Source organism: Jatrophihabitans fulvus, from assembly GCF_054781375.1.
Genome location: NZ_BAAGUN010000002.1, coordinates 500714 through 520209, shown reverse-complemented (window position 1 = coordinate 520209; position 19496 = coordinate 500714). Strand labels below are relative to the sequence as shown.

The window sequence follows — 19496 nt, the reverse complement described above, 5'->3', positions numbered from 1 at the left end:
ATACGAACTGACCGACAGAGAGAGACCAGAACGATGCCCAAGCCTCCGGTCCGCAAGCCGAAGAAGAAGCAGAATCCGCTCGTCGCGGCGAAGATCGACTACATCGACTACAAGGACACCGCCCTGCTGCGGAAGTTCATCTCCGACCGCGGCAAGATCCGCGCCCGCCGCGTGACCGGCGTCAGCGCGCAGCAGCAGCGGCAGATCGCCAAGGCGATCAAGAACGCCCGCGAGATGGCGCTGCTGCCCTACACCTCGACCGCCCGCTAAGGAGGACGTGCCATGAAGCTCATCCTCACCCGTGAGGTCTCCGGCCTCGGCCAGGCCGGCGACATCGTCGAGGTCGCCGACGGTTACGGCCGCAACTTCCTCGTCCCCCGCGGTGCCGCCATCGGCTGGACCAAGGGTGCCGAGAAGCAGATCACCCAGATCCGGCGCGCGCAGGACGCCCGCGAGATCCGCGACCTGGGCCACGCTAAGGAGATCAAGGCCGCGCTCGAGAACCTGTCCGTCGCGGTCGACGCCCGCGCCGGTGGCGACGGCCGTCTGTTCGGCTCCATCACCACCACCGACATCGCGGCGGCGGTGAAGAGCGCCGGCGGCCCGAACCTCGACCGCAAGCGCATCCGCATCGACGGCCACATCAAGACCACGGGGACGCATACCGTCACCGTCGACCTGCACCCGGACGTCGTCGCGTCCGTGCCGGTCAAGGTCAACGCCGTCTGAGTTCCGTCCTCGAAGCCCGGCACCCCTCGTGGGTGCCGGGCTTCGTCGTGTCCGGACGGGTGTCGCCGAGGTGCGCGGCCGCCACGCCTAGCGCACTCGACGACGGACTCGCCAGGGACCTCCGGCGGACGTCGGGGACAGCCGGCGAGAACGTCCGGAAATTTCTCGCGTCCACACCCACAGGTCCGGCGGGACGGGGCCGTAAGCGGTTTTCCACAGCGCTGTCCACAGCTGTGTGAACAGGACTGTCGGCGTGTTCCACAGCTTGTCCCCAAGGGCGTGCACAGCGGCGGTTTGGCGACACGCCGAGGGTGCCCTTAGCGTTCCGAAGGCCGCACGAGAGCGTCGCGGACCCCCTGGACGAACGCACGACACCGAGCCGGCCCGCACGCGGGTCGCGGTCGATGCTGCGCGAAATCGTCGGTGGTCCGGCGTACTCATACAAGGGTGCGACACGGGTGGACGAGGGTGCGGGAGCGGCAGCGGTGACAGCGGTCGAGGAGACACGGGGGCGCACGGGTGGCGGCGTCGAGTTCGACCGCACCCCTCCGCAGGCCATCGAGGCCGAGCAGTCGGTCATCGGCGCCATGATGCTGAGCAAGGACGCCATCGCCGACGTCATCGAGGTCGTCAAGCCCGGTGACTTCTACCGTCCGGCGCACGAGATCGTGTACGACGCGATCCTCGACCTCTACTCGCGCGGCGAGCCCGCCGACGCGGTCACGGTGTCCAACGAGCTCACCCGCGCCGGCCAGCTCAACCGCATCGGCGGCGCGCCGTACCTGCACACGCTCATCAACCTCGTGCCGACGGCGGCGAACGCGGGGTACTACGCGCAGATCGTCGCCGAGCGCGCCACGTTGCGCCGCCTCGTGATCGCGGGCACCCGCATCGTGCAGATGTCCTACGACGCGTCCTCCGGCGACGGCGAGATCGGCGGCGACATCGACGACGTGGTCGACCGGGCCCAGGTCGAGATCTACGACGTCACCGAACGGCGCTCGTCCGAGGACTACGTGCACATCGAGTCGCTGCTGCAGTCGACGCTCGACGAGATCGAGAAGATCTCCGCCACGGGCGGCGTCGGCACCGGCATCCCGACGGGTTTCCAGCAGCTCGACGAGATCACGAACGGTCTGCACGCCGGGCAGATGGTCACGGTGGCCGGGCGGCCGGGTTCGGGCAAGTCGACCCTCGCTCTCGACTTTGCGCGATCCAGCGCAATCAAGCACCAGAAGCCGACGGCCATCTTCTCCCTCGAGATGGGCAAGCTCGAGATCATGATGCGGCTGTTCTCGGCCGAGGCCGGCGTCGCGCTGCAGAACATGCGCTCGGGCCACATGAGCGATCAGGACTGGCGCCGGCTCGCGCTGCGCTCGTCCGAGCTCGCCGAGGCTCCGCTCTACATCGACGACTCGCCGAACCTGACGATGATGGAGATCCGCGCGAAGGCCCGCCGGCTCAAGCAGCGCCAGGACCTGCAACTCATCGTCATCGACTACCTGCAGCTGATGACGTCCGGCAAGAAGGTCGAGTCCCGCCAGCAGGAGGTGTCCGAGTTCTCGCGCGCGGTGAAACTGCTGGCCAAGGAGCTCGAGGTCCCCGTGGTCGTGCTCTCGCAGCTGAACCGCGGTTCCGAGCAGCGCACCGACAAGAAGCCGATGCTCTCCGACCTGCGTGAGTCGGGCTCGATCGAGCAGGACTCGGACGTGGTGCTGATGGTGCACCGCCCCGACCTGTACGAGCCCGAGACCGAGCGGGCCGGCGAGGCCGACATCATCATCGCCAAGCACCGCAACGGACCGACCGCCACGCTCGCGGTCGCCTTCCAGGGCCGGTACAGCCGCTTCGCCGACATGCCCAGCTGAGGTTGTGCCGCGTGCAACCTAACTTGATGGTCCGCGCCCCTAAGTGAGGCAACTTGAGGCTTGACGCGCGACATTCGGACTTGTTGAGGGTCTGGCGAGCGGAAGGAGCGTGACGCGCCGCCGCGTGCTTGGCCGCGGATGGTGGGTCCGTGCGTTGAAGAGGAGTCGGGGGATGGGCAACAAGAATCGCGGTGGGAACCGCACCGCTGCGCAGCAGAAGGCGGCACAACGCAGGGCCGCGAAGCGCAAGGGCGCGAAGCAGAAGGCGAAGCAGCGCGAGGCCACCCTGCGCGAGCGCGCTGCCCCGACTACTCCGCCGCGCACCAGTTTGGGACAGAATATTGACCGGCGCGTAGAGGACCGGTCCGCGGTCGAGTCCATGCTGAGGTCCGAAAGCCTGGATACGCTGCTGCCGCTGCTCGAGGCGGCATCCGTCTCGCCGAGCGCATCCCATCGGCTGGCGTCCATCGCGGTGGTGTTCGAGGCCGCCATGAAGCGAAGCAGCGATGAAGCGGACGCCGTGTCTGCGGCTGATCTTCAGTCGTTGATCTCGCGTGCCCGTCGCGCCGACCCGTCTGTGGAGTCCATGGAAGACTGGATCCCTCTCGATCTCCGTCTCGAGGTCGACGTCCCGTGGTTCGGGGAGCTTTACGCGATCGCGCCGGGAGGTCTGGAGCGACCGGTCGCGATGGTGGATCAGTACCAGCTACTCGCGGACGTCATCGATCCGGTCCTGGTGCCTCATCTCGGATTCGGTCTTCGCGACGTCGGCGAGCTGATTCTGCGCCGCGTCGACGAGGTTGTCCGGGCCGCCAGGGCTGCGTGGGAGATCGAGGAGCTGCCGGACGTGGGTGATCCGGCGACCCTGTCGGACGCCGAGGTCGCAGCGGTGGGCTCGATCGATGGTCACGCCAGCGCCTATGACATCGCCGACGACACTGCCTCCAGGTGCACCTTCCCGGAACGTGCCCACGCCGCCCTCGAAGCACTGTGTGTACCGTCGTCGCGTTTGTCGGCGAGCGGCAACGTGCTGGGAGCACCTGCGACCTTCGGTGCTGTGTTGGGCGTCGAACGCGGCGAGCAGCGCGTCTTCCTGCCGGCGGGGCTACTCGTCGAGGGGTTCCTGGCAATCGGCGTGCGCCTCGCTGCAGAGGCGGTCTCGGTCGATCCGCGTGTGACGAACAAGTTCTGGGCGGCGGTGTCGAACCGCATCGGTCACCGACTGCGCGGCACGGCGACGCGTCTGATGGGTCCGGCCGACGTCGGCGCGGACCGCCTGATCCATTCTCTGCTGATGTTCGGCGACCGCAAGGTGGTGGCGCTGGATGTGGTGCCCGGCTTGACCCGGAGCGACCTCGGCGCGCACATGCCCGCTGAGGGCGACGATCCCTTGGACAAGGTCGTGCCTGGTGCGACCTTGACGGCTGGCGGGAAGGAGTTCGAGATCCCCAGCGATGCGGTCGTGGCCCGGGGGCGGGTACTGGCGGTGCCGGAGGGCATGGGCGGTATCGGCGGCCGGGACGTGCCGTTGATGACCTTGGCCGACCTCGAGTGGATCATCCACCGCTCCCACGAGTCCCCGGACGACCTGTGGGCATTCCTGCTGGACCTAGAACGGCCGGAGCCGTTCAGGAGCTTCGGGTGGGACATGATCGACCGCTGGGAGGTGTGGCGGCCGCAGCGCAGCTTCCTGCAGAGCGGGACGGCCCCGACCTTCATGATGTTCGCCCCGCACGCGGCGGCCGTCGAATGGGAGGAAGCAGCCCGGGCCACCCCGGTCGAGCGCGCTCTGCACCGTCTCGGGATGCGCGAGATCCGATCGTGGCCCGCGCGAATGACCGACGAGCCGGGGGTTGCCGACCTGCTCGACCTCACCTGCGACGAGGCGTGGACAGTGTTGGCGCATCCCTTCCCAGTTGCGATCCGCCGCACCGACCTGAGCGGCTCGCGCGAGAACTCCGACGCCCTCTGGCATGTCGCGACCTCCATCGCCTGGAAGTTCAAGCACTGCGCTGAAGAGCTGGCCGCTGCCGCCTCAGTGAGCGACGTGCAGACCTTGAGCATCCGATTCCGTCGCGTGGAGGGCGAAGACCCACACGGGGCCGCCGCCGACGGCGGGGTGGACATTGCCGCGACCATCGCCAACGTGCTGAGGGCCGCCGGGGGCGACAGCCCGGACCAGTTGACCATCGAGTGGGATGACCGTCTGCCGGGTCTGCTGGTTGCCGATGCCGGCGCGGGAGAATCACGCCTGGGCGAATTGATCGCCGAGAAGCTCGCGCCGAACGTTCGCGAGGCCGTCCGCGAGGCCTGGAACTCCGCGCCGCCCGGTCTGCGGATGGACGGTTACACGGTCCGGCAGCGGATCTCCGAGCTGCCCGATCCGGACCAGCCGAGCCTGGTCGCCAGGGCTTCGATGCTGCGAGAGCTCGCCGAACACGTGGCGGCCGCAGGCTTCACCCCCGGCCTGCTGCTTGGCGCCGAGGCCCGCGACTTCGAGAGCAAGCTGGTGTTCCCGTGGCTGCTACGGCGCCTTCATCAGCATCTCGCCAACCTCGATCCCGACGCGCTCGTCGCCCACGGCCTGGCGCAGCTCGAGCGCGCCCATCATCAGCGTTGGATGGAGGACCGCAAGCTGAGCTGGATGCTCGGGTTCCCCCAGGGACCGGCCGAAGGAGTTGCCGACGACCGCGACGAAGCGGCCAAGGCGACCCGCACGATCTCGCTGCTGCTCGAGGAAGTGCTGGCGCACCCGCCGGCCGGCACCGCCCGTACCGACTCATTGACCTGGGAACAGGCACTGGCGACGGCGGAACTGTGCGTCGAATCGTGCATGCGCAGCTCCGCTCTGCACTACCGGCTTCAAGATGCCTCGATCAACGTCAGCGACACCTACGAGATCAACGTCGAGTACTCCCAGGATCCCACCGACGTCGACATCGACGCCTACCAGCGCGAGCGCGCGCTAGCCACGCGTCCCGAGGCCGTTCCCATCGTCACCCCCAACGACAAGAGCACCATCGCCGAAAGCCCGGAGTCAGGAGGCACCGAGTCGGGAGCCGTCGAATCCGGCGACACCGAATCGGGATTCGTGGAATCGGGCGACACCGACTCCGAGGTGCCGAAGACGATCATCGAGCGTCTGCCCGCCATGGCGCGTATCGACGCCGAGCTGCGATCGGGACTGGGTTTCGGGATTGACGCCATGATGGGCGTGCTCAACGTCGGTGCGCAGTGGGCCGATGCGGCGCCGGAGTCCGCGACCCTGACCGATGCGGCTGCTGTCGTGGCCGAATGCGTCGAACTCGTCGTCGGCAACGCGGGCGCAGCGGAGTACACCGCCGCGTTGAACTGGTTGACCCTGCGGGGCAGTGACCTGATCGCACAGGCCGCGACGACCGGCGGCGTCATCGCGCACTGGGAAACCGATCGGCGCGCGAAGCGTCTGTTGACCAGCCCGTTCGTGGAGACCCCACATGGCCTTTGGGTTCTCCCGTGGGCGTGCGAGATGGCGACGAGGGTCGCAGTCAACTATCTGCACGACGGCCGGCTGCCTTGGCCTAACAACGCCCTTCCCGTCCCGGTCGTGAAGGCTCTGGACGCCTACCGCAAGGTCAGGAACCGGCAACTGGAGATCGACAGCGAGGCGCAGCTGAAGGAGTACGGGTTCACCGTGCGCGGTTCAGTGAAGAAGCCGAAGGTCATCGGCCTGAAGACGTTGAGCGGCGAGATCGACGTGTTGTGCATCGATCCCGGCCGCAGCCGCATCTGGGTCATCGAGGCCAAGGACCCCTACGTGGCGTTCTCGCCCGCGCAGATCCGCAGGCTGATCGACGACTTCCACGAACCGAAGGGGTACGTCGACAAGCTGCTCAAGAAGGTCGAGGACATCGAGGCGAACGCCCCGACCGTGTCTGCGACGCTGGGGGTGTCAGAGCCGGAGCGGTCTTGGGAGGTCATCGGCCTGATGGTCACCCGCCATGTGGAGGCCGCGGCGTTCGCGGTCGACCCGCGGGTGGCGTTCTGCACGATCGACACTCTGGTGGAGGCCGTCGACCGAGACGAGCTGCCGGACCTGGGGTGGTTCGAGTCGGCCCTGGCCGCCGGGACCTGACTCCGGCTGTGAGCCCAGCGTCGCAAAGGGCACCCCCTTCACCTTTGTGGAGTTCGCTCCCTACGGAGTTGGTTGAGAAGCGCGCGGCGACGGGACTCCCGCACGATCATCTGGTTCGCCGACACTGCCAGCGCGCAATCAGTGAAGACGACGCACCGTCGACGGCTGGACCTGCCTAACCCGCAATCACGTCCTGCATCGCATCGACGAATACGACCTACGCAAGATCACCCGCATCGACTAGGGCGTGCCTCCGCAAACTGCCCGGCGCGGTGCGTGTGGCACAGATCTGCCGCGGTGCGTGTCAAACTGATCTGCCGGTGTGCGAGCCGCACTGATCGGCGAGATGGCTACGGCGGATTCAGGCCAAGCCCCGCGCTCAGCAGGAATCGCGACCGATTGCACGTAACTGTTGCTCGACCTGGGCGAGTCGCCTCGATAAGGCGATAACGGCTTGATGGTTGGCCTCCGCCAGCGCATTGGTGCGCTCCCACAGTTCGCGGTCAAGCAATGGTGCGTCCGAACCGACCGAAGCCTTTGCATTCCGATCGTCCAGTTCCCGATCAGCCAGCAGCTCTTTGACGAAGGCGACCCGCATGCGTTCTGCAGGAGGGTCGTCTCGACGGTCGGCGGTGAATCCCAGATGCTCCAAGAGCCGGAGGGAATCCTGGGTCCGAAAGCTCTTCCTCGGCCATCCCGTGACAGTCTCGATCACCTGGTTCGGCGGAAAACGTCTTCCACCGACCCACACTCCGTGGATACGGATCGGACCCGGCTGTTCGGATGACATACGGGCCTCGATCTCGACCTGAGTGAAGTCGAACGGGCGACCTGCGACGATGCGTCGCATCTCAGCTCTCGCCGTCCGTTGACGCAAGCCGTGCGGCCCGTCCTTGAGGTCCGCCGGTGACCTGTTCCTGTTTTGCGAGGGGACGAAATCGCTGGAGATGCCACTCGGCGAGGTGCCTGGCCTGGCGAAGCTCCGTGACTTCCTCGCTCGTAAGTGAGTCATCCGAACACAGCCGATTGATCCGTTGAATGTGGATGATCAGTTGTCTCTGGATGTTGTAGAAGTTCGCACGACAATCTGCTCCGCAGAACAACGCCTTCCGCCCTGCCGCGTCCGGACGACGTTCAACCTCGCCCGCGCATCCGGGGTAGACGCACGCGGCGCGCAATCCCAGCGCGGCCGTCCTGCCTGGGCGGTACCTCGCCATTGATCGTCCTCTCCCCGCCCGGTCACACACGTTCCGATCTTTACGATTTGGCGACCGAGCCTATGGCGCAACGTCGGCGTTGGGAAGTTCTTTCCTCTTTCTTCTTGTTTTCAGTTGGCCACCTAGGAACGCTTTATCAGATAGGTGGGACTTCAGGTCGACGTCGATGCCATCCGTTTCAGGCAAATTCGGTCACAAGGATTTTTACGATTCGTATTGCCCAGCCCCTGGATGGCGTGAGACGCTCAAGAAGAGGAAGCGAACAGGCCACCAAAGTTGTGAGGTCGTAGCGAAGGCGCCGTCGCGGGAACGACGACGCCTTCTCGAGAACGCTTCCGTCAGCCGTGTTCGCAACCGAAAGGAACGCCCTCGTGGCCCCGATTTTACCGTCATGCCCTGACGGCCAACACGATTTCGACGGAACCGTCGAACGCCCCGCCACCACCTCGAAGTCGCAGGTCCTTCTGGATGCCGAGACGCTGGAAGTGCTCGATTGGGTATTCGAGCCGCCTGACGCTTCGGCCGAACCAAGAGCTGAGCGACAACGGGGCTGAGCCAATGGGCTCCGCTTCCCACCGCAAGGGTGGACGCACCTCGTTCCTAGGTGGGGCAGCCGGGCCAAAGGCCTCGGCAGCCGACCTACTAGGTGCAGTAAGCGATGACGTGCTGTGCGAGTCGATCGCCGAGCGCGCTCGTATCCGATATCGGACCGCCGACGACGAGTACGAAATCCCGATCACCGAACTCGCCACCATCAACCCCGACGAACTCGAACCCGTCCGTCGCCCTCCGTCGTACCACGAGATGCGGAACTACATCGGACGCTGCTCGGTGCCCACGCGCGGAGAAGCCAGGTCAGTGTGGTTCGAGTCCTTAATCGAGTTGGCTCATCTGCGCAATCTGCTTGTTGGCGGCCAAGTCACGGAGGTCGCCACTCAGCCGTTCGTGCTCGTGTGGTCGATCGGCAGTGGCACCGTCTGGCACGTCCCTGACATCGCGCTGCGTCTGCGCGACGGCCAGTCGATGGTCATCGATGTCACCCGTCGCGATCGGCTCGCGACCCCTCGTCGAATCGCGATCTTCGAGCTGACCGCAGCGACACTCGCGGCAGCGGGCTGGGAGTACCAGGTACGTACTGAGCTGTCGGACCAACGGGTGACCAACCTGGCGAACGTCTACGCCTGCCGTCATGCCAGCGAAGAACAGCGAGACCGCTGGACGGCTGTGGCGCGCGATCTGCCTATCTGGCCGATGGAGCTGGGCGCGCTCGGCCGAAAGGTGGACGTTGAGAGCGGAGTAGCAGCCGTCCTTCATCTTGTCTCGACCGGCCGCCTGTTCATCGACCTGGATCAGCCCATCCTGCCCAGCAGTTTGGTTCACCGCGAGCGCCCCACAGAAGGGAATCCGGAGTGGATAGCACTGTCTTGAACACCGTGGTGGCCGACCTGCACCGGCGGATGAGTGCAGCCCTCAACGCGCCGGCCGCGGATCGCGGACACTTCGAGTTCGGCGCGGGCTCAACCCTGACCGATGGTCAGCGCACGTTCCGATTCACCGGCTACGAGGCCTCTGATCGGACTCCGGTGCTGACGTACGTCACCGACGACACCACGCACCGGGTGCGGTGGGATGAGGCGTGCCGAATGCTCGCAGACCTCGCGCCGGTGGGAGCCGACCCCGGCGCGGGCCCTCTCCCCATCCACGAGCCGGACTGGCGGTCCCTGCCGCCCGAGAAGCAAGAAGAGTGCATCGCCCTCGCGCGCCACCTCCGGCAAGCAATCACCGGAAGCCCCGAGGGCAATATCGCTCGAGCAAGGCGACTGGGACGCGTCGACCCTCGCTTCGACCCTGTCCTGGTTCCGCATCTCAGCGACCGACTCCGCGCCAAGTCCGAAGAGCTGACGGCAATGGGCGTGCGCGGCGCAGCGTTCTCCTCCTTGGAACGGAAGGCGCATCACTTTCAACGGGACGGAATCATCGGCCTGGTCGACCGCCGACACGGTCGACGCAAGGACCCTCTCGCGTCGATCGACAGCGAAGTTCTCGATGCGATCGCTCTCACGATCAACCGCAGTCTGGCCCAATCTCGCTACACGACACGACAGCTAATCGGGCGGGCGCGCGCCGAACTCGAGGCCGTCGGTCTCATTGACCGCGCGACGAACCGCCAGATCCAGGTCGCTGTCGGTGAGCTGAGCCGGGGGCGGGCGATGCATAGGGTGTCACGCAGCCGACGGACACACAGCAACCGGCCCACAGCGGCGTACCGCCGCCTACCGGTCTCCCGACCCGGTGAGATCGTGCAGATCGACGCCACACCAGCTGACGCCTTCGTCTGGTTTCCCGACGCAGGCTACGAGCATGCGGTGATTTTGACCGCGATCGACGCGTACTCCCGGCAGATCCTCGCCCTTCGCGTCGTGCCGAAGGCGATCACGACGAGGGACACCTGCCTGCTGTTGTGGGACATCTGCAAGTCAGAGGTCCGAAGCGCCGGATGGCCGCGCGAGCTTCAACGTCCTCATGGTGTGCCGCGTCTGGTCGTTGTCGACGAGGAGAGCTCGAAGCTGCTCAACGAACGCGGTAACCCTGGCGTGCCGCACATCATCGGCAGAAAGCAGTCGCTTCGCCCGTCAGCGGTGGTAGTCGACCACGGACGAGAGTTCGATGCCGAACACTTCCAGTCGGCCTGCACCCGCAACGGGATCGACGTCATCTTCGCCAGACCCGGTCAGGCGACCGACAAGGGAATCGTCGAGTCCTGGCACGCGACGCTTAACGTCGCGCTGAAGACCATGCCGGGATACAAAGGGCCGAACCCCTTGGATCATCCAGCCGACGCCGAGAGCGAGGCCAGGCTCACCTGCGGCGACCTGCAGGACGCGCTGTGGACGTGGATCATCACCATCTACCACGAACGGGCGCACGCCGGCCTGCGTCATCCGGACAACCCGCGCATCGCGATGTCACCGAACATGGCCTTCGATCTGTTCATGCAGGTGGGCGGCCATATCGAGGCGGTCCTCGACCCGTTCGCCCCACTTCTCTTCCTCTCGCGCGACGAGCGTCTCCTGCAGGACTCGGGCATCCGCGTCAATAACCGGACCTTCCAGAGCCCGTCGCTCTTCGACCTACGCGAGCGAGTCCAACGCGGCCGCGGAGCAGCGGCTCTACGTATACCCGTCTACTACGACCGTTGGGACATGACCCGGATCTATGTTCAAGAGCCTTACACGAGGTCGTGGTTGTGCGTGCCCTCCACCTCGTCGGGCGGCGCAGCGACGCTGCCGTTCAGCGAATCGATCACCCGACTGGCCATCGAGCGCACGGCACAGGGTCTTGGACCCACCTCTGACGAGGATCTGCGCCGATGCGAGGCCGAGATACTCGCTTCGTTCGCTTCCGGAAAGTTCGCCGACCGCCGAGAACGGCGGATGCACGCACTCGAGCAAACCAGGCAGGCGATTTACGCGCACGACCTCGAAGGCTGGCACTCGGACCTACGAGACCTCGCATTCCCGCCGGAGCAGCGATTCGATGCCACCTCGTCGCTAGAGCAACTACCGGAGTGGAGCACTGACACCGACGAGCGAGACACGTCGGCCGACGACGCGGACCTCTTCTCGAACGACGACCCCGACGACCAGCTCGACGGGCTTGCCGTATGACGCTGCTTCAGCTTCACGTGCTCGATGACTGGCCCGATCTGCTGCAGCGCGCGCGCGGCAATGCCCGTCCAGTTCTGCCCGCCGACGGTCTCATCTCTCGCGACATCAAGCGCCGGCTCATCGAGTACACGTTGGCGCTCGGCCCGCTGGAGACAGCCGACACTCGCCGCATCGATTCCTACGTCCGCGAGGTTCTGGAGAGCAACGCAAACGCTGTCAACGGCGGTCGGCGGGTCCTGCTGATCGACGGGACGTCAGCGATCGGCAAGACCCAAGGCATCGGCAGCCACATCCTGAAAGAGACCGACCGCGTCTGGCAGAGGCTCGGCCGACATCGCGACGGCGCTGACGTCATCCCATACGTGTATGTCGAGGCCACCTCCGGTGGGCAGGGGCGCGCTCTGCTGCACTCGATCCTCCGCTTCACAGGACTCCCCGTTGCCGCCAACGAGAGTGCCGACGAATCACTCGCGCGTCTGCGAGCACTTGGCCCGAGGTTGGGAATCCAAGCCGTTGTCGTTGATGACGCGCACATGCTCCGTACGGTGAGCGCAGACTCGCGCCGCCTGACGGACTTCCTGAAGACGACCATCACTTCGCTGCCGTTCACGTTCGTCTTCGTCGGAGCAGGGCTCGAGGAAAGCGCCCTTCTCCGACAAGCGACGAGAGGTGGCTACTCGGCCGCGGTACAGATTTCCCGAAGGGCGACAGTGCTGCAGCTCAAGCCGTGGTCCGTAGACGACGTCGGATGGTCTCGCCTACTCGCTAGCTTGGAACAGCGACTGGTGATCCCCGGTGGGTTTCGGAAAGGAACACTTACAGGCACGAAGTCCAGCCGTTTGTTGCACGCTCGCGCGACCGGGCACCCTGGCATCGCGATCGATTGGGTCAAACGTGCAGCCATCGCTGCGATTCGTTCGGACAGCGCCCTCACCTCAGAGCTGATCGCCGGACACCAGCCACCCAGATCCACGGTCGCGTCGTGACGCGACCGGTTTCCCGGCGTCTGCCCGTCATCCTTGACCCGCTCCCGGACGAGCCGTGGTCGAACTACCTGGATCGGCTGGCGGCCGATCTTTCCGTGGACACACGCACACTTCGAGTGCATCTGGGTATGCCGCCGAGCAGGTACGGCGAACTGAGCTATCGCGAGTACGGAATCGCGATGACTCTGACGACGACATCACAGGTCGCGGCGGCCACCGGCCTAGACCGCCAGACGATCGCCAACATGCAACTGCAGCGTTTCAACCACACACTTCTGCGGATGGACGACGACCTCGTCGCCTCTGTCGATCCTCTCGCGCAGCCGGGCCGATCCAACGCCGGTGGACTCCGGCTGCAACAAGCAGGGGCCGCGCACTTTCACCCGTCGACACATGCTTGTCCGGCCTGCCTCGCGCTCTGCCCTCACCGCTGGCAACTCAGTTGGCGTATCCGGTGGCACGTCGTGTGCCCTGAGCACGGACTTCTCGTCGACGAGGTGGGACTGCCACCCACCACGCCGGCGGACGTCGATGGCGTGCTTGCCGCACAAAACCGGATCATGCGCCTCGCGCGTGGAGCATCGGACTCATCGGGTCGAAGTACCTGGAGCATCGTCAACGACACGGCGGCAGCCATCGAGATTCAGCTGTTCCCGCGCACACCGCCCGCGAGGCGAGGCGAGAACGTCCCGACCCCGCGACAGCTCAGCGAACTCTTGCCGGAGGCGCTTGCCTGGGCCGTGCGCTCAGCGCGGACCAGCCCTGAAGTTGGACGCAGTCTCCGCCCTAATAGCGCTTGGGCATCGAACGCTGCCGCTCTGGTGGTGCGACGCCGGCTCGACGACGACTCCGCCGTTCGAGCGGCGATCGAGAATGCGACACGTGGGCCAGAGAAGCGGCGTATGCGGCCCTCCTTCCAGTACGTGCCGTCCGCCCCCAGCAGGACGACGACGGAACGCGCCCAGCTGAACTTCGCGGCAAAGGTTCCGCAGCTCATGCCTATGTGCCTGTTCAGCGGTCGGCTGTCCGACCTCCTGTATCCAATGAGTCTCTCGAGCGGGCGCAACGTTGCGTCCATCGCCGTCGTCATCGCTGGAGTGGAAGTCAGCCCGCTGCGCGCCGCTGAACTCTTGAAGCTGCCCCCGAACTCCGCCCAGCGACTCATATCCGCCTTCGCGACGGCACGTGAGCGAGGCTCGGATGAAGATCTGTGGAATGCGATACGTGAAGCTGGCCGATCGCTGCAAGACGCGTCCACGGACTACGGGTACCGACGTCGGGCGGTTCAAGATCCGGCGACTCTCCGGACGCTGCAGCACACGCTGGACATCCCGCATCCGTTTCAATCGCTGCGCCGCTGGTTGCTCGAATGGTGGGCGCTCGACTACATACGGAGTACACACCGCGGCGAGGTCACCGCGTCCCAAAAGGACGCCGAACGTGTAGAGGCATCAAGCGGCCCCGAACTGCGATCGATCCTGGCGACGACCGTCGAGGCGGCGGACGTGTCATGACCCGGGCACTGCCGGTGACGGTGCAACCCGAGGTCGACGAGTCCTGGGAAAGCTTCCTCACCCGCACCGCGACCGCGAACCTCACCACGGTTGCCGCGGTGTGCGAGCGGATAGGGCTGCTAAGAGCAGGAAGATGGCCGGCGTTCCACGGCGTCGTCGTCGACGCCACGTGGCGCTCATCTGTCGCCGCATCGCTCCGCATCGAACCCCCAGCCATCGATCGCATGCACCTCAGTGCCTACGACAAGGTTGTGTTCGACCTGGCTGGACTCGGTAGTGTGCGCGACTTCCGTGGGGCGCGAGAGGTGACGGCTCGGGCATGGGTGTTTCTGACCGGAAGCAGGTATTGCTCGCAGTGCCTGCTAGCAGGGGCGGCGTGGCGACTGTCCTGGCGACTTCCGTGGATCACCACCTGCGTCACGCACGGATCGCTGCTCCAACACCGTTGCCCTCGGTGTAACAGTCTCTCGCGATCCGGGAAGGGCGGCCACGCGACGCGACCATGCCACGTAGTCAGCCCGGCGGGAAGTCGGCTCTGCGGCCAGACTCGACGGGTACAGGGCCGCCTCTCGCGATGCGATGCCGATCTCACGTTCGGTGCGCCCACGCCCGCCAACCGCGACGCCTTGACCACTACCAAGGCTGCCGCTGCAACCATCGCCTCTCGCGCAGGGACCGTCCTCGGCGAGCCCCGCTCCGCGCTGGCGACATTTCGCGCATGGCAAGCCGCATCCTCCTATGCACGCGCGCTGCGCGTCGCGACCACGCCGGACGAGGACTTCGGCACCCCACGTCGACCACCGCGTGCCGCGCGAGACATGGTTCAGATTCAAGCTGCAGGGCTTGACCTGATCCGAGCCCCAGACGCTGGGTCAGGTGCCACGGTGCTCGAGCAGTGGTGCGACTCGGCAAGAGTCCGCCCGGCTCCGGCGGTCTTCGACGACGCGGCCACGTTGTGCCCTGAACTTCGGGCTGCCGTCGACACCCTGATGCGACGGAGCGGACGCAGCCACAGCATGCTCGTTCGCAGCCTTGATCAGATCGAGCCACAATCCCGAATCGATCTGGCCGACCTCACCGCCGACGACATTCCGCAACTGATTTGGCCGTGCGCACTGGACCGCGACCTTCAGGCTTCGCTCCGTCCGACAGCGATGCTGCTCCGAGCAGTCACATCGCTGGCTCTGGCGCGCATCGCGGGAGCGCGGCACTGGGCCGATGCCGCGTACGTGTTGGGCTGGAGACCGGCCGACGGCAAGGCCTGGTCGCGCTACGTCTTCGCATCCAGCAACGGGACGCTCGGGCAACGTCTGATCGCCAGCGCCGTAGCCCTCGCTCCCCTGATGCGCGAGCAACCGATACGCGGCCCGTGGACCGAGCGACCCTCGACAGAGGGACCGACCCTGCAACGGCTCGCCGCCTCTCAGCACGCCCGCTGCCGGATGACGGACCCGGCCACGTCATGGTGCCCGTGCATAGCGCGGGCACCCTCGCCGGCTTCGGCCTCGTCCGCAGAGCGTCGAAGACGCTCACGATGAGCGGCAGGTAATGCGGTGACGACGCCGCTGGACATCTCGCCGGACGTCATCGCCATTGCGGGCGATTGGCATGGCAACCTGCACAGGGCGCTGGAGGTTGTCGGCGTCGCCCACGAGCACAGCGCACCGGTCGTTGTGCAGGTGGGCGACTTCGGTTTCTGGCGCGCCGGACCGAGCACCGACCGGTACATAAGCAGAATCAACAGACGTCTCGCCGACTACGGCATGCATCTCATGTGGGTCGACGGGAACCATGAGGACCACCACCGCCTCGCCCGCCTGCCCGTAGACGGAGCAACTGGCCTACGGAAGATCACTAACCGGATCTGGCATATCCCACGCGGAGCCCGGTTCACCTGGCGCGGGTACAGCTGGATGGGATTGGGCGGCGCTGCCAGCGTCGACCGCCGCCGCCGAACCCCTGGTAGGGATTGGTGGCCCGAGGAGACACTCTCCGACGCCGACGTGGAACATGCCAGCAGGCCCGGCGACGTGGACGTGATGATCTGTCATGACGCTCCTGCCGGCGTCCGTATACCCGGCATCGATGGCCCCTCGGTCTGGCCGAGGGAGGACATCGCCCGGTCGCGCCTCAATCGAGCGCAACTGCGCCGGGTCGTCGACGCCGTCCAGCCAGCCGCCCTGTACCACGGCCATTACCACGTCCGCACTGTCGACCGGCTTGAGCACTCCGCTGGGACCACGACGGTTCGCGGTCTCGCTGCGGACGACTCGACGCTCAGCGACAACGTGATGTTGATCGACCCAAGCGGCCTCCCGCTGCCACCGGACCAAGGCGTTACGGGATAACCGGCACCTTGCCCGCTGTCGCACAAGCACCCCCGGAAATTGATGATCTTTAGCCCGGATGTGGCGCGCCGCCAAGCGATGTCAGCACGGCGATAGCCTGCGCCAGATCCTCCGGTCCCGTCGACGAGTCACGGACCACCGCGCTCAGGCGAGCGACGCCGACGGCTCTTACCTGGGGAACCGCGCTCGTAGCGAGCTCGAGCGCGTCAGTCACCGCCGGGTCGTAGTCGCTCCGAGCTGCCGATCGGCGACGCCGCAGGTGCATGGCGCTCATCGTCCTCCATTCAGGCCAGGGAGTTGACCTCGTCGACAGCTCGCAAACCAGTCCTCAACTTGTCACGGCGCGAAGCTTGACAACTAGTTGTCAGCTGCTAACGTCTGACAAGCAAGGCAGCCAACTTCCCATCCGGTTCTGAATGGAGTCCCAACCATGAGCACCTCGCTCACCTCGCTGGCCCGCACAGTCCACCTCATCGACGTCGAGAATCTCGCCGGCACCGGGCGCCTGACCGATGCCCACATCCGCGATTGCCGCTCCGCGTACCTGCGGGCAATGCACGTCGGCCGCAACGACCACGTCATCATCGGCGTCAGCCACTGCAACAACGCATTCGCAGTCGCCCACGCTTGGCCCGGAGCTCGCATCCTCCTGAGATCCGGACCCGACGGGGCCGACGAGGCGCTCCAGATGGTCATGGAGTCCGAAGCGCTCGAACGGCGGTTCGCGAGGTGCGTCTTGGCTACTGGCGATGGCGGCTTTGCCTACGCCGTTGCCGCGCTCACGAGACGAGGCCTGAGCGTGCACATCGCCTGCCAGGCCGGGAGCGTGTCCTCAAAGCTCAGGTTGGCCGGCGCGACCGTGCAGCAGATCGACTTCACCGATACCGTCCGTTCTCGGAGCGCGGGATGACGATCGCATTCGACCGCATGACAACCAGTGACATTGCAAAACTGGCTGACGTCGAGGTCTCCACGGTGTCGAACTGGCGCAAACGCCACGACGACTTTCCCGATCCCATCGACGACTCCGGCCGCCCCGTCTTCTCAGGGCCAGCCGTACGAGCGTGGCTGAAGAAGCAGAACCCGAAGTACGCGGCAATCGTCGAGCAGGCGGAGCGGCACGGCCGAATCGACGGGATCATCCGAGGCTGGCGCCACGTCATCAACTCGTTCTTCGTCGGCAACGGCACTGCGGAGCTCGATGAGCTCATCTGCGTGTTCATCGCACATCTGCAGGGCATGCGCATCAGGTACACCGGGGACCGCCATGGCGGCGGCACGCATCACCTTGTCGTGGACGACCTCGGCATCTCGATCTCGTTGACCGACCGGCAACGCGAGGACATCGAGACGTTCCTCGCCGAACCCTTCGACGTTCCTTCGAAGGAGCTCATCGCGGCCGCCGCCAAAGACCTCGACCATGCCGCCAGGTGGCGGCGCACCAACGAATCCATCGCGGCCGGAGACAACCTGACCGCATTCATCGTCGGCCTCGTCCATCGTGACACGACGGCCGTGCTCGACTTCGCATGCGGAACCGGAGCGCTGCTCGCCGCTGTCGCGGACCATGTTCCGGACGCTCAGCTGCGCGGTATCGAGCCCGATGTACTCAGGGCGTTCGTCGCCGAGGCGCGCCTCGACGGTCGACCAGCGGAGATCATCGAAGACACCGTGCTCATTCACGACCCGCTGAACGGCGCGAAGTTCGACGCCATCGTCAGTATCCCGCCCCACGGCCTACTGGTGACCGAGGAGATGCGCGATCTGACGCGACGGCTGCCCTACGGACCGGTACGAGGCGTCGCCGACGCTGCCTGGCCACAACTGGCTGTCGACGCGCTCACCCCCGAAGGCGACGCCCTGCTGGTCCTGCCGAGTTCACTCGCCTACGACACGCGGTCGGACCAAATGCGTCGGGAGCTCGTTCGCGCGGGCGCTATCAACGCCATCGTCTCGCTACCGGCGAATGCGCACCCATCCGCCAAGATCGCGACAGACCTCTGGGTCCTCCGCGCTCCGGGCAACGCGGCTCGCAGCCGACCGGTCCTCTTGATTGATGCGACCAGGCGGGACGGCAGCAACCCCGATCACTACGACGAGATCACCTCCGTCCTGAACGACTGGCTCGACGTAGGCCCGCTCGATCGGAATGACGAAGCCCGGTTCGGGTCCGATCAGGCCGTGAAGGCAGTGACGGTCGACCCACTCGACCTGCTTGATGCGAGCGTCAACCTCAGTCCTCAGTACTGGCTGGCGCGAGCGGAGCGAGAGGTGGACCCGGACGCGTTGCGCGGGGCGACTGAGGCTGCGATCGCCAACCTGCTGACAAAGCTGGCGCGGGTCGGCGAGGTTCCCGTCCCGGCTCTGGGGCTGGAGGATGCCGCACTTCCCATGATGTCGATGCGGGACATGCGAAGTCAGGGCATCATCGAAGTCCTCCGAGCCCCGATGCGGAGCCAATCCCGATCAGGTGAGGAGACCTCGAAGTCACTCCGGTTGACGGTGCCCGTGGCCGAGGCGATCCGCCAGCGTCAATTCACGATGCCTTCCAACCCGGACGACTCTGTCGACGGTGAAACGGCCGCCGTGAGAACCCAGGCCGGGGACGTGCTCGTTTGGACGACACACAACCGTCAGGTTCGCGCCACCGTCTGCCCGTACGACGGTCTGATTCCCGCCGGCTTCGTGCAGGTCCTCAGATGCCACTCCATCAACCCGTACTTCGTCGCGCTGTGCTTGGAGGCCGGACGCAACGCCGCGCACATCGTCGGCACGAATGTGGGACGGCTACAGCTGATGGATATCGAGATGCCGTTGGCCACCCCATCGCAGGCCGAACCTGTGCAAGCGCTCGCCAGATTGCTCGGCGACATCGCTCAGACCGCCCAAGACATCCTCGAAGCCACTCACCGCGTCCAACGATCGCTCAACGAGGCCATCGCCTCCGGCCAACTCGAAATCAATCTCAACACGGAGAAGTCATGACCAGCCACCATTGCGCACGACCCGTTGATCACGACAAGCGCGGCGCAAACACGTCACACGCAGTCGC

13 protein-coding genes and 1 pseudogene are annotated in these 19496 nt (G+C 65.9%); 13 read left to right on the top strand and 1 reads right to left on the bottom strand.

All coding sequences use genetic code 11. The annotated features are described in order from the left end of the window. Positions 1-33 precede the first annotated feature (33 nt). The 4 genes from rpsR (at position 34) to ACYVP9_RS10980 (ending at position 6711) form a co-directional block, all read left to right on the top strand. Positions 34-270: a small ribosomal subunit protein bS18 gene (rpsR, locus tag ACYVP9_RS10995; RefSeq protein WP_460604843.1), complete on the top strand. Its 237-nt coding sequence runs from the start codon at positions 34-36 to the stop codon at positions 268-270. Positions 271-282: 12 nt separating this feature from the next. Next, positions 283-729, top strand: coding sequence for a bL9 family ribosomal protein (gene rplI, locus ACYVP9_RS10990; protein WP_460604842.1), 447 nt, complete (start codon positions 283-285; stop codon positions 727-729). 458 nt (positions 730-1187) lie between these two features. After that, positions 1188-2597 carry a replicative DNA helicase gene (gene dnaB, locus ACYVP9_RS10985; protein ID WP_460604841.1) on the top strand — a complete coding sequence of 470 codons (1410 nt, stop codon included), beginning with the start codon at positions 1188-1190 and terminating at the stop codon, positions 2595-2597. A 172-nt stretch (positions 2598-2769) separates the two neighbouring features. Continuing rightward, positions 2770-6711, top strand: a complete 3942-nt coding sequence (locus tag ACYVP9_RS10980; RefSeq protein ID WP_460604840.1) for a hypothetical protein — start codon at positions 2770-2772, stop codon at positions 6709-6711. Between the two features lie 379 nt (positions 6712-7090). Here ACYVP9_RS10980 and ACYVP9_RS10975 read toward each other — a convergent pair whose 3' ends face one another. Further along, positions 7091-7561: a hypothetical protein gene (locus tag ACYVP9_RS10975; RefSeq protein WP_460604839.1), complete on the bottom strand. Its 471-nt coding sequence runs from the start codon at positions 7559-7561 to the stop codon at positions 7091-7093. 1030 nt (positions 7562-8591) lie between these two features. Between ACYVP9_RS10975 and ACYVP9_RS10970 the strand changes: the two genes are divergently transcribed. The 9 genes and pseudogenes from ACYVP9_RS10970 to ACYVP9_RS10930 all read left to right on the top strand — a co-directional run bounded on the left by ACYVP9_RS10970 (position 8592) and on the right by ACYVP9_RS10930 (position 19429). Next, positions 8592-9356, top strand: a complete 765-nt coding sequence (locus tag ACYVP9_RS10970; RefSeq protein ID WP_460604838.1) for a hypothetical protein — start codon at positions 8592-8594, stop codon at positions 9354-9356. A gap of 5 nt (positions 9357-9361) precedes the next feature. Continuing rightward, complete coding sequence (locus ACYVP9_RS10965; protein WP_460605067.1) at positions 9362-11596, top strand: Mu transposase C-terminal domain-containing protein; 2235 nt, start codon at positions 9362-9364, stop codon at positions 11594-11596. Continuing rightward, a complete protein-coding gene (locus tag ACYVP9_RS10960) occupies positions 11593-12582 on the top strand; it encodes a P-loop NTPase family protein (RefSeq protein ID WP_460604837.1) in 990 nt (329 codons plus the stop codon). Before ACYVP9_RS10965 ends, ACYVP9_RS10960 begins: the two co-directional genes overlap by 4 nt. Continuing rightward, positions 12579-14096, top strand: coding sequence for a TniQ family protein (locus tag ACYVP9_RS10955; RefSeq protein WP_460604836.1), 1518 nt, complete (start codon positions 12579-12581; stop codon positions 14094-14096). The genes ACYVP9_RS10960 and ACYVP9_RS10955 overlap by 4 nt, the downstream gene beginning before the upstream one ends. Continuing rightward, a pseudogene (locus ACYVP9_RS10950) lies at positions 14093-14521 on the top strand (TniQ family protein); the annotation flags it as partial. The gene ACYVP9_RS10955 and the pseudogene ACYVP9_RS10950, both read left to right, overlap by 4 nt. Before the next feature lie 459 nt (positions 14522-14980). After that, positions 14981-15634, top strand: a complete 654-nt coding sequence (locus tag ACYVP9_RS10945; protein ID WP_460605075.1) for a hypothetical protein — start codon at positions 14981-14983, stop codon at positions 15632-15634. Between the two features lie 15 nt (positions 15635-15649). Beyond that, complete coding sequence (locus ACYVP9_RS10940; RefSeq protein WP_460604835.1) at positions 15650-16444, top strand: metallophosphoesterase family protein; 795 nt, start codon at positions 15650-15652, stop codon at positions 16442-16444. A gap of 430 nt (positions 16445-16874) precedes the next feature. Next, positions 16875-17354, top strand: coding sequence for a PIN domain-containing protein (locus tag ACYVP9_RS10935; protein ID WP_460604834.1), 480 nt, complete (start codon positions 16875-16877; stop codon positions 17352-17354). Next, the gene (locus tag ACYVP9_RS10930; RefSeq protein WP_460604833.1) at positions 17351-19429 is read left to right on the top strand and encodes a DNA methyltransferase family protein; all 2079 of its coding nucleotides are present in this window, start codon (positions 17351-17353) and stop codon (positions 19427-19429) included. Before ACYVP9_RS10935 ends, ACYVP9_RS10930 begins: the two co-directional genes overlap by 4 nt. The last annotated feature ends 67 nt before the right edge of the window (positions 19430-19496 follow it).

Bases quoted from the DNA above. Each gene is read 5' to 3' on its own strand.
- ACYVP9_RS10935 (WP_460604834.1), top strand. From the start codon at position 16,875: ATGAGCACCTCGCTCACCTCGCTGGCCCGCACAGTCCACCTCATCGAC.
- ACYVP9_RS10960 (WP_460604837.1), top strand. From the start codon at position 11,593: ATGACGCTGCTTCAGCTTCACGTGCTCGATGACTGGCCCGATCTGCTG.
- ACYVP9_RS10980 (WP_460604840.1), top strand. From the start codon at position 2,770: ATGGGCAACAAGAATCGCGGTGGGAACCGCACCGCTGCGCAGCAGAAG.
- rplI (WP_460604842.1), top strand. From the start codon at position 283: ATGAAGCTCATCCTCACCCGTGAGGTCTCCGGCCTCGGCCAGGCCGGC.
- ACYVP9_RS10975 (WP_460604839.1), bottom strand. From the start codon at position 7,561: ATGCGACGCATCGTCGCAGGTCGCCCGTTCGACTTCACTCAGGTCGAG.
- rpsR (WP_460604843.1), top strand. From the start codon at position 34: ATGCCCAAGCCTCCGGTCCGCAAGCCGAAGAAGAAGCAGAATCCGCTC.
- ACYVP9_RS10930 (WP_460604833.1), top strand. From the start codon at position 17,351: ATGACGATCGCATTCGACCGCATGACAACCAGTGACATTGCAAAACTG.